The organism is Nocardia halotolerans (genome assembly GCF_042650145.1).
GTDB lineage: Bacteria > Actinomycetota > Actinomycetes > Mycobacteriales > Mycobacteriaceae > Nocardia > Nocardia halotolerans.
In genome coordinates this window covers 199506-211683 of the sequence record NZ_JBHSDL010000028.1, presented here as the reverse complement: position 1 = coordinate 211683, position 12178 = coordinate 199506, and the positions used below count along the sequence as shown (strand labels likewise).

Below are 12178 nucleotides of genomic sequence, written 5' to 3'. Positions count from 1 at the left end.
ACAGCGCGGCGCCGCCGGATCAGCGCTCTGTTCGCGGGCGGCTCCGTGGTCGCGCCCGAGGAATTCCGGCGGTCGGATCTTCGCCGAATCGTCGACGCGAAACCGCGCGTGACGGGCGGTGCGCGGCGGCGACCGGCTTACGATCGCAGCGGACGACCCGACTCATCGACGAGGAGAGGTTCATGCGCTCTGCACTGCTCGCACTGTCCGTACTCGCTCCGCTCGTGGCCACCGGCATCGCGCACGCCGATCCGGCCCCCACCGACACCGGCACCTTGACGGTGCGCGCGATCACCGGCTCGGAACCGATTCCGGTGAACCGGGCCGACATCACGGTGACCCCGTGCGGCGCCGAGCAGCCCGTGGCGGTTCTGCTCAGCGGCGCCGACGGCCGGGCGACGGTGACCCTGCCCGTCGGCTGCTATGACGCCCAGGTGGCCACCGTCCCCGGCGGTTGCGGCCTGGCCGATACCGAACCGGTCCGGCTCACGGTCGCGGCCGGCACCGAGGCGCGCGCCGAATTCCGTTTCCGCTGTGCCTGATTCAGCGACAGCGGGTCAGTCCTTCGGCCCGCCGGCCACGTAGAGCACCTGCCCGGAGACGAACCCGGCGCCCTCGCTGACGAAGAAGGCGGCCGTGTTGGCGATGTCGTCGGGGGTGCCCACCCGGTTCACCGGAATCTGGGCGGCCGCGGCCTGTTTGAACGCCTCGAAGTCGGCGCCGACGCGGGCGGCGGTGGCCGCGGTCATCTCGGTTTCGATGAAGCCGGGGGCGATGGCGTTGGCGGTGACGCCGAACTTGCCGAGTTCGAAGGCGAGGGTCTTGGTGAATCCCTGCATGCCCGCCTTGGCGGCGGCGTAGTTGGCCTGGCCGCGATTGCCCAGCGCCGAGGTGCTCGACAGGTTGACGATGCGCCCGAACTTCGCTTCGACCATGTGCTTCTGCACCGCGCGCGTCATCAGGAAGGCGCCACGCAGGTGCACGTTCATGACGGTGTCCCAATCCTGGACCGACATCTTGAACAGCAGGTTGTCGCGCAGCACGCCGGCGTTGTTGATCAGCACGGTCGGCGCGCCGAGTTCGGTGGCGATGCGTTCGACCGCGGTGGCGACAGCGGCTTCGTCGGCGACGTCGGCGCCCACGGCGAGCGCGGTCCCACCCGAGGTTTCGATGGCGGCGACGGTGTCGGCACAGGCGGCTTCGTCGAGGTCGAGTACGGCGACGGCATGGCCGTCGGCGGCGAGTTTCCTGGCGACGGCGGCGCCGATGCCGCGAGCGGCACCGGTGACGATCGCGACCCGAGAGGTAGTGGACATGGGCGCCACCCTATCGCGTGGCTCGGAGTCGAAAAAAGCCCCTGAACTGGGGCTGGATTCGAGTGATTTGTCGGGGTGACAGGATTTGAACCTGCGACCCTCCGCTCCCAAAGCGGATGCGCTACCAAGCTGCGCTACACCCCGATACCTCGGGCGGGGGTCCGCCGACGAGGGAATTCGTGTTTTGAGCGGGTGACGGGAATCGAACCCGCACCATCAGCTTGGAAGGCTGAGGTTCTACCATTGAACTACACCCGCAGGCATACGACATCGATGGGATCGCCACGATGTCGTGTGCGCCACGACTGTACCGAATCCCGCGCGACAAATGCCAATCCGGCTCCGCGCCGCCCCCTCGAGCCGTGCCCGATTAGGGCCTAACGGCCCTATCTCGGAACCGCCGGTTCCGCACATCATGGTGGAAGTGCGCGCCTCGGGGACCGGCGCCTGCTCCACCGGGGGATTAAATAGGACCATTTTCCTTGAAAACCTGGCAGGTGGGCGGCGAGTAGGCCACCATGAAAAGGCGCTATACGGCTCGTGGCCCACACGAACCCCTTGCCAGGAGGACGACCATGGCGACGCAACGCCCACCGCCCGTCGACGGGCAACACGCTGCACATTTCGGCGGCCTCGAAATTTTTTTCGGGAAGTGTGTAACGCCCCGACATCTGTAGCGATGTACAGCCGATCGCCATTCGCGAGAGACCTACTCATGCGTCCAGAACGCGACTTTTCGGTCTCGGGTGGCTTGCTAGGATCCTTTTTGCCGGACGGGGGTATCTGGAAAGGGGGCGGTGAGCGTGTGCCGAACTCGGTGGACTCAACCGCGGAGCAGTGCGAACGATCGAGGTGGCAAGACCGTCGCCACCGACCACCGGTGATGTCGATGGCAGTACAGATCGAGCCACCGGTCGCCGCGATGGCCCGCGCCTGGGCCCGCGCGGTATGTGCCGAGCCGGGTTCGTCGACGGCGCCGCACCAGTTGGAGCCCGTGCTTCGTGAGATCGTCGAGCGCCTGCTGCACCTGGCGCGGACCGAACCGTTCCCGGTGCCACAGGCACGCATGCTCGGCGCCCGGCTGGCCGAGGCGCCGTTCGAACGCACCAGGATGCTGGCGCACGCCACCCGCTGGCTGCTCGGTTTCCCTTCCGGGGTGCCCGGTTCGCTGGTGGCGACCCGGTGGCCGCTGGTGGCCAGCCAGGCCATCGACAGCTACGCCCAGGCACTGCAGGAACGCGCACTGGCACAACAGGAACAGAACATTTCGGCGAAAGTGTCACTGCGCGTGCAGGAGATCGCCGCGCTGCAGCACCGCTTGCGCCACGAAGCGACCCACGACGCGCTCACCGACCTGGCGAATCGCACATTGCTCCAGGAACGGGTGCGCGCCTTCGCCGCCGACCCGACTCGCGGCGTCGGTGTGCTCGTGGTGGACTTGGACCGCTTCAAACAGATCAACGACGGCTACGGACACGCGATCGGCGACGAGGTACTGGTCGAACTGGCCAACCGACTGCGTGAGGTGTGCCCGCCCGACACGGTGATCTGCCGTTACGGCGGCGACGAGTTCGTGGTGGCGGCGAATCCCCGCCGCGACACCCTCGGCGAGCTGGCGCATCGTGTCGTGGCCGCCCTGCGCGACCCGGTGTGGTCGAGCGCGGGCCCCGTGCCGGTTTCGGCCAGTGTGGGCACCGCTTTCTGCCCACCGGGAAAGACGTGCGATTTCACCGACCTGCTGCGTCGCGCCGACCGCGCGATGTACTCGGCGAAATCCGCGGGCGGGCGGCGTTTCGCCCTCGCCGAATCGGGCGACCCGGAACTGGGAACCGCGGTCGCCGGCTGAGTCGGATCGCGAAGCCTGCACTTCGCGTTCCGGCTCAGTCGAGCTGTACGCACGCCTCGGTCACGGATTCGTCCGTGGCCGAGGCGTTTTCGATGTTCGGCCGCGCTCAGTGCTCGAGATAGCTACCCGTGGTGTGCGCATCGGCTTCGGCCCGCCGGGGAGCCATCGGTTCGACGGTGTCCTGCCTGCGGACCACGACCATCCAGGGTGCGGCCGTGTGCACCCCACCGATCCGGAAGACCCTGCGGTCCCGGAAGTAGACGCGGCCGGTCTCGCGCAGGCTCGGTCGGGTGCCGTCGGCGCCGCGGATCTGTACGAGACCGGTGAGCAGTTGGCCCACACTGCCGCCCACCCAGCTGGGCAGGCACACGAGGTTGACCAGATTGAGCGCGAACAACCCGACGCTCAGCGCGGCGGGCAGCCACGGGTACTCCAGGAGCAGCCGGGTGGCGATGACCAAGTACAGGACCGCGCCCACGAACAAGCCCATGACGAGCACGACATCGATGGTGTTGGCCACTGCGTTGCGCAGTCGCCGCGGCGACTGATAGCGAGCATCACGTTCGGCGCCGTGATAGCCAGTTCTGACCGGACGTCCCCCTAGAAAATCCACGCCTCATCATGGCACAGCGAAAACCGGTCAGCCCGGTTGGCAAGTGGGGCACCAGAACAGGTTTCGGGCCGCCATCGTGGCGTGGGCGACGGGGGTCGCGCACACACGGCAGGGTTCGCCCTGGCGGCGGTACACGTAGGTGCGTGGCCGGTTCTTGTCGTAAGACGGTGCGCCCGTGTCGTATTCGGTGCGCACGACGTGCATGCGGCCGGTCTCGACACCGATCGGCATGAGCTCGACCAGGTCGGCCCACAGGGCATCCCATTCGGCGGCCGTCAGTGACGTGCCCGGACGGTAAGGCGAGATGCCGTGCCGGAAAAGGACTTCCGCGCGGTACACATTCCCGACACCGGCGATCAGCGCCTGATCCATCAGCAGCGCGCCGATGGCTCTGCGGGAGCGGCGGATTCGCGCACCGGCGCGTTCGTGGTCGGCGTCGGGCCGCAGCGGGTCGGCACCCAGGCGAGCGGTGAGCGCGTCCACCTCCGGCGGCAGCAGCACCTCACAGGCGGTCGGCCCGCGCAGATCGGTCCCGAAGTCCGTCCCGCGCATCCGCATCCGCACCTGCCCGACCGGCGCCCCCATCGAACCCTCGACCTCACTGAAGGTCCCGTACAGCCCGAGGTGCACATGCACCGACACCCCCGACGCATAGTGATGCAGCAGATGCTTCCCATAAGCCTCGGCCCGCTCGAGCACCCGCCCGTCCACCAGCGCGGCCCCCTGCACGAACCGCCCCTGCGGACTCGAAACCCGAACGACCGCACCAGCGAACCGCTCCTGATGCAGCCGAGCGATCCGATGCAGGGTGTGCCCTTCAGGCAAGGAACAAACCTCCCACGAACAACAACCTCGACAAGAGTCGCGGAGAAGCAGGTGAGCACATGGGGTAACTCACCGGGAACGGGCCAACTCACCACGCTCCCAAAAGCTTGCCGCATGCTCACCCAACCCCACACCTGAGACTGGCCAAAATACGCGGCGAGGCGGAACAGCGAGCACATGGGTAACTCACCGGGAACGGGCCAACTCACCACGCCCCCAAAGCTTGCCGCCTCCCCCACTCACCCCGCACCTCGGTCCGGCCAAAATACGCGGAGAGGCGGATCAGCTCAGCACTCGGGGGCTTGGCCGGTCTTCTCGTATTCGGCGAGGATGTCGATGCGGCGCTGGTGGCGCGCCTCTTCCGACCACGGCTGCGCGATGAACGCGTCCACGATGGCGAGGGCCTCTTCGGTGGTGTGCATGCGGCCGCCGATGCCGATCAGCTGGGCGTTGTTGTGTTCGCGGGCCAGCTTGGCGGTCTCCACGCTCCAGGCCAGGGCGCAGCGGGCGCCGGGGACCTTGTTGGCGGCGATCTGCTCGCCGTTGCCGCTGCCGCCGAAGACGAGCCCGAGCGAGCCCGGGTCGGCGACGGTGCGCCGCGCGGCTTCGATGCAGAAGGCGGGGTAGTCGTCGAGAGCGTCGTATTCGAGGGCGCCACAATCGACGACCTCGTGTCCGGCCTCCTGCAGATGGGCCTTGACGTGATTCTTCAGTTCGAAACCGGCATGGTCGGCACCCAGGTAAACGCGCATGGCAGCGATTGTCGCAGGCCCGCTTAGAGTCGTTTCATGCACCCGCGCGAACCGCATTCCCCGCATTCGGCAGGTCCACTACCGGAGCACACCGGCGGACGACCCGGCCTGTACGCTCCCGGCTACCCTCCGCCGGTGCCGCCGCACCATCGCCCGCGCGGCTTGATGCCGTGGGACCGCCCGGCCCGGCATCCGTGGGAGATTCCGTTGCTGATCGTGGTCATCATGGTCACCGCGGTCGCGTACCTGCTGGCGTTGCTGCTGATCACGCTGGAATTGTTCGCCGCGCCCGTCGTCGACGAGAACGGCGCGGAGCAGGCCGGTTCGTTGGTGACGAGTCCTTACGTGCTGCTGCTGTTGTTCGCGCCGGTGTTGTTGTGGGCCGGTCGTGGTCTGAACTTCGCGTCTCAGCGGGTGAACGGGGTGAAGATGTCGCCCACCCAGTTTCCCGAGGGGTACCGGATGGTGCAGGAGGCGGCGGCGCATTTCGGGATGCGCAAGGCGCCGGACGCCTATGTGATCCTCGGCAACGGTCAGATCAACGCGTTCGCCTCCGGCCACGGGTTCCGCCGGTTCGTCGTGGTCTACAGCGACCTGTTCGAAGTCGGTGGCGCCGCACGCGAACCCGATGCGCTCGCTTTCATCATCGGCCACGAGGTGGGCCATATCGCGGCGGGGCACGTGTCGTACTGGCGCCAGCTGGGCATGTTCGTGGTGCCGTGGCTGCCGCTGCTCGGGTCGTCGCTGATCCGCGCCCAGGAGTACACCGCCGACAATCACGGCTTCAGTTACCGCCCGCACGGTGCACCCGGCGCGATGGCGACCCTGGCGGCGGGCAAGTACCTCAACACCGATGTCGGTGTCGACGAGATGGCCGATCGCGCGGCGCTCGAACGGGGCGGATTCGTGTTCCTGGTCAACGCGATGGCCAGCCATCCGGTGCTCACCTGGCGCATGTGGGCGTTGCGTGACCGCAGCAGACCGGGTCCGTTGTTCTGGCGCCCGCGCCCGCACCGGCCCGGCATGATTCCGCCGCCGGGCGGTTACCCGCTGCAATCGGCGCCGCGCGCAGTACCGCCCAAGCCGGTCTGATCAGGCGGGGTGCCCGATGCGGGCACCCCTACGGTGATCAGTCGAAGACCGGGTCCTCGGTGCGGGTGCGCTTGAGTTCGAAGAAGTGCGGGTAGGAGGCCAGCGCGAGCACTCCGTCCCAGATCCGGCCTGCGTCGGCACCGCGCGGAATCCGCGAGAGCACCGGCCCGAAGAACGCGACACCGTTGACGTGGATGGTCGGGGTGCCGACGTCGGGGCCCACCTCGTCCATGCCCGCGTGGTGGCTCACCCGCAGCGCCTCGTCGTAGTCGGTGCTGGTGGCGGCCTCGGCGAGGTCGGCGGGCAGGTCCAGTTCGGCGAGGGCGTCGGCGATCACGGCGGTCAGGGTTTCCTGGGTGCTCGCCCGCTCGTATTCGGCCCGGCGGTCGTGGATGCGGGTGCCCAGCGCGGTGTAGAGCGGGGCGAGGATCTCGTCGCCGTATTTCTGGGCGGCGGCGATGGCGACCCGCACCGGTCCCCAGCCCGCCGCCATCAGCTCGACGTACTGTTCGGGCAGGTCGTCGTTGCCCTCGTTGAGCACCGCCAGGCTCATCACGTGCATGCGCACCTCGATGTCGCGGACCTGTTCGACTTCCAGGATCCAGCGGGAAGTGATCCAGCACCACGGGCACAGTGGATCGAACCAGAAATCGACGACGTCCTTGGTGGCCTGATCGCTCACAGGTCTTCCTCTCGGGTCGGCTGGCGCGGACCATCGGTCCGCTGCCTGGTGCAACCCCGTCGCCGCGCGATTCGTTCCCTCGGCCGGGACCTGGCACTAGGCTCGACGGCGAGTCTGTCCGGGTCGTCCGCGAGAAGGAGTCCGTGTATGAGCTCGAATCAGCATTTCGTGGTGATCGGCGGTGGGCTCGGTGGCGCCAAGCTCGCCGAAGCGTTGCGCGCCAACGACTTCGACGGTCAGGTGACATTGCTGGCCGCCGAGGACGAGTTGCCCTATGAGCGTCCGCCACTGTCCAAACAGCATCTTGCGGGCACCGAGCAGCTGCCGGATTTCACCGTCGACCCGGCCGCCTGGTACCGCGACCACCACATCGATCTGCGGCTGGGCACCACCGCCACGGCGTTCGACGTGGCCGCCAAGACCGTGACCCTGCCCGACGGTTCCACCCTGGCCTACGACAAACTCGCCCTGGCCACCGGCTCACGGGCGCGCACCTTGAACATTCCCGGTGCCGACGCGTCGAATGTGTACACGCTGCGCACGATCGGCGATTCCGACGCCCTGTTGGAAGTGCTCGGGCCTGATCGGCGGCTGGTGATCATCGGCGGCGGGTGGATCGGGCTAGAGGTGGCCGCGCAGGCGCGCGCCCGCGACATGGCGGTGACGATCGTGGAGGCGGCGCAGTTGCCACTGCTCACGGTGCTGGGTCCGGAGATGGGCGCGGTGTTCGCCGAGTTGCACCGCGAACACGGGGTGGACCTGCGGATCTCGACGGAGGTCGAGCTGATCCTCACCGACGATGGGGTGGCGACCGGCGTGCAGCTCGGTGACGGAACCGTGGTGCCCGCCGAGGTGGTTCTGGTGGCGGTGGGTGCGCAACCCAACATCGAGGAGGCCGTCGCCGCCGGGCTGGCGACCGACAGCGGCGTGCTGGTGGACGCCGCGTTGCGCACCAGCGATGCGGACGTGGTGGCGGTGGGCGACATCGCCGAGCAGCAGCATCCGCTGCTGGACCGGCGTGTCCGCGTGGAGCACTGGGCCACGGCGCTGAATCAGCCCGCGGTCGCCGCGCAGACCATGCTGGGCAAGCCGGCCGCCTACGACCGGCTGCCGTATTTCTTCAGCGATCAGTACGACCTCGGTATGGAGTACACCGGCTATGTGGGTCGCGGCGACGACGCGCGGGTGGTGGTGCGCGGCGATGTGGCCGGCCGCGAATTCGTGGCGTTCTGGCTCGATCCGCAGAATCGGGTGCGGGCGGGGATGAACGTCAATGTGTGGGATGTGACCGACCGGATCAAGGAACTGATCTTGTCGGGCGAACCGGTCGACCCGGAACGCTTAGGCGACACCGATCAGAAATTGTGATCCAGTTCACACAATATCGGTGGGCCGGGTCTGTCGAATGTGACGCTTCGGCTCCGACCAACAGTCGAGCGCACCCGCCGGGTGCACCGAAAACAGGAGCATCGCCATGAAGTACATGCTGGTCAAGACCTACTCCGCCGCCGCGAACTGCACCACCCCGCTGCCCGAGTGGGCCCCCGAGGACATCGCCGCGCACATCGACTTCCAGCGCGCGCTCGGCGAACAGCTCGCCGCCTCCGGCGAACTCGTCGACGCCCAGGGCCTCGCCGACCCGGACCAGGCCGTGATCGTGTCGTCCGACGGCCGTTCGGCGCCGGTGGTGACCGACGGGCCGTTCCCCGAGACCAAGGAACTGCTGGCCGGATACTGGATGATCGACGTCGACTCGCACGAACGCGCGATCGAGATCGCCGCGCAGGCCTCGGCCGCTCCCGGCCCCGGCGGGCAGCCGATCGGCGAGTACATCCAGGTGCGCCAGGTGATGAGCGCGCCCGCGTCGTGACCCGCACCGCGCCCGCCGAGGACCTGCTGCGTGAACTCGCGCCGCAGGTCCTCGGCGTGCTGGTACGCCGCTTCGGCGATTTCGATCTGGCCGAGGACGCGGTGCAGGACGCCCTGCTCGCCGCGGCGACCCAGTGGGACACCGAGGGTGTGCCCGCGAATCCGCGCGGCTGGTTGATCCAGGTGGCCCAGCGGCGCATGGCCGACGCCGTGCGCGCGGAGGTGGCACGCAGGCGCAGGGAGACCACGGTTTTCGTACGCGATGTCACCACCGAGGCGAGCGCCCGCGACGACACGCTCGACCTGTACTTCCTGTGCTGTCATCCGGATCTGCCACCGGCGGGTGCGGTGGCGCTGACCTTACGTGCGGTCGGTGGCCTGAGCACCGCCGAGATCGCCGCGGCCTTCCTGGTTCCGGAAGCCACGATGGCACAGCGCATTTCCCGGGCCAAGAAACGCCTGGCCGACTCGCCGCGGCCGTTCGCCGACGGTGCGCACGACAGCGCGCGGGTGGGTGCGGTACTGCAGGTGCTGTACGTGATCTTCACCGAAGGCCACACCAGCAGCTCCGGCACCGGTCTGCGCCGCGCCGACCTGTCCACCGAGGCGATCCGGTTGACCCGCGCGTTGCGCACACTGCTGCCCGAGGACACCGAAGTCGCCGGCCTGCTCGCGTTGATGCTGCTCACCGACGCCCGACGCGCGGCGCGCACGGGTGTTCACGGCGAGTTGATCCCGCTCACCGAACAGGACCGGTCGCGGTGGGACCGCGCCCAGATCACCGAGGGGCTGCGACTGCTCACCGCGTCGCTGCCCGGCGGCCTGTCGGGGCCATATCAGATCCAGGCGGCGGTCGCGGGTCTGCACGCGCAGGCCGGTCGGCTCGAGGACACCGACTGGGCGTCGATCGTGGCGCTCTACGCCCTGCTCGAGCGCCGCGCACCCAACCCCATGCTCACCCTCAACCGAGCGGTGGCCACGGCGATGGTGCACGGCCCCGCCGCCGGCCTGGCCCTGGCCGAGACCGTGGCCGAGCCGTTGGCGCGCAGCCATCGGCTCGCCGCGGTGCGCGCGCACCTGCACGAGATGGCCGGTGACCACCGGAGCGCGGTAGCCGAGTACCGCAGCGCCGCGAGAAGGACCGCGAGTATCCCCGAACGCGACTATCTGCTGTTGCGCGCCGCCCACATCGACGCCGCACAGAGCTGATGTCATTCGAAGTGCAGCTGGCGGTCACCGGACTGCTGCGGCGCGTCGCCGACCGGTCCGACGGCAGGCGGTCACTGCTCGAACTCGCCGACCGTGGCGCCGATCTGTGCGGCCCACACCGTCGACGCCGGCCTTCGATCGTGCGATGAACGGCCCGGCCCGGCGCTGACCGGGCCGAATTCGCTGCCGCTGCCCGCTCGATTCGGCGACGCGCTCGGCTGAACCCGGCCTCGCGTCGTCGAACTGGCAGACTCGGACCGGTGACAGGTGTTTACAGCGCCGGCGTACTGGTCTACCGGCGTGACGCGGGCCGGATCGAGGTGCTGCTCGGGCACATGGGCGGCCCGTTCTGGGCGAAGAAGGACACCGCCGCCTGGTCGATCCCGAAGGGCGAGTATCTGATCGGCGAGGAATCGGCACGCGAGGCCGCGCGACGCGAATTCACCGAGGAGCTCGGGCTGCCCGTCCCCGACGGCACCTGGACCGAACTCGGCGAGGTCGCCTACGGCAGCGGAAGCAGACGCAAGACGCTGGTGGCGTGGGCTGTGGAGGGCGACCTCGACCCGGCCGACATCGTGGCGGGCACCTTCGAGATGGAATGGCCGCCGCGCTCGGGGCGTACGAGTGTGTTCCCCGAGATCGATCGGGCCGCCTGGTTCGAGCCCGGCCCGGCCTACGACAAGCTCGTCGCCGGTCAGCGTCCGCTCCTCGAAAGACTCACCGCCATACTCGATCCCGCACCGTGACAGCCCGCGAAGGCCCATCAGCCGGATGATCCGACCGCGCCCCTGCCCGCATACGTAGCCGCCCGCGACACTGCTCGAGTCGAGCCCGACCAGCCCGACGATGAGCGCCGGTCATATCGTGCCGGCCGCTTCCCAGGGCAACAAGTTCTGTGGGGCCGCCTTTTCGAACTCAGGTAGCTGCGCGGATCGCGGTACGGAACTCGGTCGGCGACTGCCCGCGCAGGCGTTTGAACGCCGCGCTGAAACCGAACGCATCGGAATAGCCCACGGTGGTCGCGACTTGGGCGACGCTGTGCGCCGGATCGGCGAGCAGTTCCTCGGCCTCGGCCATTCGCCAATCGGTGAGGTAGGCCAGCGGCGGCTCGCCCATCACCTCATTGAAGCGCCGGGCGAACAGGGCACGCGAGACCGCGGCTTCGGTGGCCAGGCTCGCGACGGTCCATCGGTGGAACGGCTTGTCGTGGATGGCTTCCAGGGCGGGCCCCACCACCGGGTCGGCCATTCCCCGGTACCAGGCGGGTGCGCAATGCTGCTGTTCGGCGAGCCAGGTGCGCAACGTGCAGACCAGCGCCCAGTCCAGCAGCCGGTCCATCAGGGCTTGCGAGCCCGCACCGTGGCGGCTCGCGTCGGCGGCGGTCTGTTCCAGCCACGCGCACACATCCGGGTCGTCGTCGACTCTCATCACCGGCGGCAACGCCCGCAACAGCCGTTCATGACGTCGGCCCGAAGCCCGGTAGGCGCCGACGATGAGTGAGGTCTCCCCCGGCGCGTCGACCACCGGTTCGAGGTGCGCCGCCACGAGTTGGCCCGACGCGGCCGGGTACATCACTTCTGGTGTCGGACACGCGAATTCCACCGGCCCGAAGCCCTCGGGTACGAAACAGGAGAGTTCGTAGGCGGTGGGGGCGGGTTCGAGCGCGGCAACGGTGTCGACCAGGTGGAACGGCTCCTGCGCCTGCACCATGGCCGTACTGCCGGCCACCAACGGGGTCCGGGACCCGTCGGCGAGCACCAGGGTGCCGCCGCCGCGCAGCACCGTCACCAGGATCAGTGGGGCACGATCGGCGAACCGGATGGTCCACGGCGCGCGCAGCACCGCATGCGCCACCACCGACCCTTCGGCACGAATTCCACTCAGCAGCGAACTCAACGGATCCATCCCACCACCGTAGACGAATTCCTATCGACCGGAGATGATCAACCATAGATCGTCCACGCCTTCCGCGGT

Annotated in this window: 14 protein-coding genes and 2 tRNA genes; 8 read left to right on the top strand and 8 right to left on the bottom strand. The window is 68.6% G+C overall.

The window, feature by feature from the left end; genetic code table 11:
• The first annotated feature begins 182 nt into the window (after positions 1-182).
• Positions 183-542 (top strand): hypothetical protein, encoded by a 360-nt coding sequence (locus ACFO5K_RS23135; protein ID WP_378566826.1) that lies wholly within the window; start codon positions 183-185, stop codon positions 540-542.
• Between the two features lie 15 nt (positions 543-557).
• On the opposite strand, the gene fabG is transcribed toward ACFO5K_RS23135, so the two are convergent.
• The 3 genes from fabG to ACFO5K_RS23120 form a co-directional block, all read right to left on the bottom strand.
• Complete coding sequence (gene fabG, locus ACFO5K_RS23130) at positions 558-1316, bottom strand: 3-oxoacyl-ACP reductase FabG (protein ID WP_378566823.1); 759 nt, start codon at positions 1314-1316, stop codon at positions 558-560.
• 70 nt (positions 1317-1386) lie between these two features.
• Positions 1387-1460: transfer RNA gene (locus ACFO5K_RS23125), tRNA-Pro, on the bottom strand.
• A 43-nt stretch (positions 1461-1503) separates the two neighbouring features.
• Positions 1504-1574, bottom strand: a tRNA-Gly gene (locus ACFO5K_RS23120).
• A 631-nt stretch (positions 1575-2205) separates the two neighbouring features.
• On the opposite strand from ACFO5K_RS23120, the gene ACFO5K_RS23115 reads away from it, so the two are divergent.
• Positions 2206-3162 carry a diguanylate cyclase domain-containing protein gene (locus ACFO5K_RS23115; RefSeq protein ID WP_378566820.1) on the top strand — a complete coding sequence of 319 codons (957 nt, stop codon included), beginning with the start codon at positions 2206-2208 and terminating at the stop codon, positions 3160-3162.
• 106 nt (positions 3163-3268) lie between these two features.
• Here ACFO5K_RS23115 and ACFO5K_RS23110 read toward each other — a convergent pair whose 3' ends face one another.
• The 3 genes from ACFO5K_RS23110 to ACFO5K_RS23100 form a co-directional block, all read right to left on the bottom strand.
• Positions 3269-3682: a hypothetical protein gene (locus ACFO5K_RS23110; RefSeq protein WP_378566817.1), complete on the bottom strand. Its 414-nt coding sequence runs from the start codon at positions 3680-3682 to the stop codon at positions 3269-3271.
• Positions 3683-3802: 120 nt separating this feature from the next.
• Entirely contained in the window at positions 3803-4600 is a 798-nt protein-coding gene (locus ACFO5K_RS23105; protein WP_378566814.1) for an Fpg/Nei family DNA glycosylase, read from the bottom strand.
• A 287-nt stretch (positions 4601-4887) separates the two neighbouring features.
• Positions 4888-5352 (bottom strand): ribose-5-phosphate isomerase, encoded by a 465-nt coding sequence (locus ACFO5K_RS23100; protein WP_378566811.1) that lies wholly within the window; start codon positions 5350-5352, stop codon positions 4888-4890.
• 165 nt (positions 5353-5517) lie between these two features.
• Here ACFO5K_RS23100 and ACFO5K_RS23095 point away from each other — a divergent pair, with 165 nt between their 5' ends.
• Positions 5518-6444 carry a M48 family metallopeptidase gene (locus tag ACFO5K_RS23095; protein WP_378566945.1) on the top strand — a complete coding sequence of 309 codons (927 nt, stop codon included), beginning with the start codon at positions 5518-5520 and terminating at the stop codon, positions 6442-6444.
• A gap of 37 nt (positions 6445-6481) precedes the next feature.
• Here ACFO5K_RS23095 and ACFO5K_RS23090 read toward each other — a convergent pair whose 3' ends face one another.
• A complete protein-coding gene (locus ACFO5K_RS23090) occupies positions 6482-7126 on the bottom strand; it encodes a mycothiol-dependent nitroreductase Rv2466c family protein (protein ID WP_378566808.1) in 645 nt (214 codons plus the stop codon).
• A gap of 147 nt (positions 7127-7273) precedes the next feature.
• On the opposite strand from ACFO5K_RS23090, the gene ACFO5K_RS23085 reads away from it, so the two are divergent.
• From ACFO5K_RS23085 to ACFO5K_RS23065, 5 genes are all read left to right on the top strand, one after another.
• Positions 7274-8494: an NAD(P)/FAD-dependent oxidoreductase gene (locus tag ACFO5K_RS23085; RefSeq protein ID WP_378566805.1), complete on the top strand. Its 1221-nt coding sequence runs from the start codon at positions 7274-7276 to the stop codon at positions 8492-8494.
• A gap of 106 nt (positions 8495-8600) precedes the next feature.
• A complete protein-coding gene (locus ACFO5K_RS23080) occupies positions 8601-8996 on the top strand; it encodes a YciI family protein (RefSeq protein WP_378566802.1) in 396 nt (131 codons plus the stop codon).
• Positions 8993-10204 (top strand): RNA polymerase sigma factor, encoded by a 1212-nt coding sequence (locus tag ACFO5K_RS23075; RefSeq protein ID WP_378566799.1) that lies wholly within the window; start codon positions 8993-8995, stop codon positions 10202-10204. Before ACFO5K_RS23080 ends, ACFO5K_RS23075 begins: the two co-directional genes overlap by 4 nt.
• Positions 10204-10353, top strand: a complete 150-nt coding sequence (locus ACFO5K_RS23070; RefSeq protein WP_378566796.1) for a hypothetical protein — start codon at positions 10204-10206, stop codon at positions 10351-10353. The genes ACFO5K_RS23075 and ACFO5K_RS23070 overlap by 1 nt, the downstream gene beginning before the upstream one ends.
• Before the next feature lie 111 nt (positions 10354-10464).
• On the top strand, positions 10465-10950 hold the full coding sequence (locus ACFO5K_RS23065) for an NUDIX domain-containing protein (protein ID WP_378566793.1): 486 nt from the start codon (positions 10465-10467) through the stop codon (positions 10948-10950).
• Between the two features lie 169 nt (positions 10951-11119).
• Here the strand turns inward: ACFO5K_RS23065 and ACFO5K_RS23060 are convergent, their stop codons facing one another.
• The gene (locus ACFO5K_RS23060) at positions 11120-12109 is read right to left on the bottom strand and encodes an AraC family transcriptional regulator (RefSeq protein ID WP_378566790.1); all 990 of its coding nucleotides are present in this window, start codon (positions 12107-12109) and stop codon (positions 11120-11122) included.
• Positions 12110-12178: the final 69 nt, after the last annotated feature.

Excerpts from the sequence above, each read along its gene's own strand:
- ACFO5K_RS23135 (WP_378566826.1), top strand. The coding sequence starts at position 183 with ATGCGCTCTGCACTGCTCGCACTGTCCGTACTCGCTCCGCTCGTGGCC.
- fabG (WP_378566823.1), bottom strand. The coding sequence starts at position 1,316 with ATGTCCACTACCTCTCGGGTCGCGATCGTCACCGGTGCCGCTCGCGGC.
- ACFO5K_RS23115 (WP_378566820.1), top strand. The coding sequence starts at position 2,206 with ATGGCAGTACAGATCGAGCCACCGGTCGCCGCGATGGCCCGCGCCTGG.
- ACFO5K_RS23100 (WP_378566811.1), bottom strand. The coding sequence starts at position 5,352 with ATGCGCGTTTACCTGGGTGCCGACCATGCCGGTTTCGAACTGAAGAAT.
- ACFO5K_RS23095 (WP_378566945.1), top strand. The coding sequence starts at position 5,518 with ATGCCGTGGGACCGCCCGGCCCGGCATCCGTGGGAGATTCCGTTGCTG.
- ACFO5K_RS23085 (WP_378566805.1), top strand. The coding sequence starts at position 7,274 with ATGAGCTCGAATCAGCATTTCGTGGTGATCGGCGGTGGGCTCGGTGGC.
- ACFO5K_RS23080 (WP_378566802.1), top strand. The coding sequence starts at position 8,601 with ATGAAGTACATGCTGGTCAAGACCTACTCCGCCGCCGCGAACTGCACC.
- ACFO5K_RS23070 (WP_378566796.1), top strand. The coding sequence starts at position 10,204 with ATGTCATTCGAAGTGCAGCTGGCGGTCACCGGACTGCTGCGGCGCGTC.
- ACFO5K_RS23060 (WP_378566790.1), bottom strand. The coding sequence starts at position 12,109 with ATGGATCCGTTGAGTTCGCTGCTGAGTGGAATTCGTGCCGAAGGGTCG.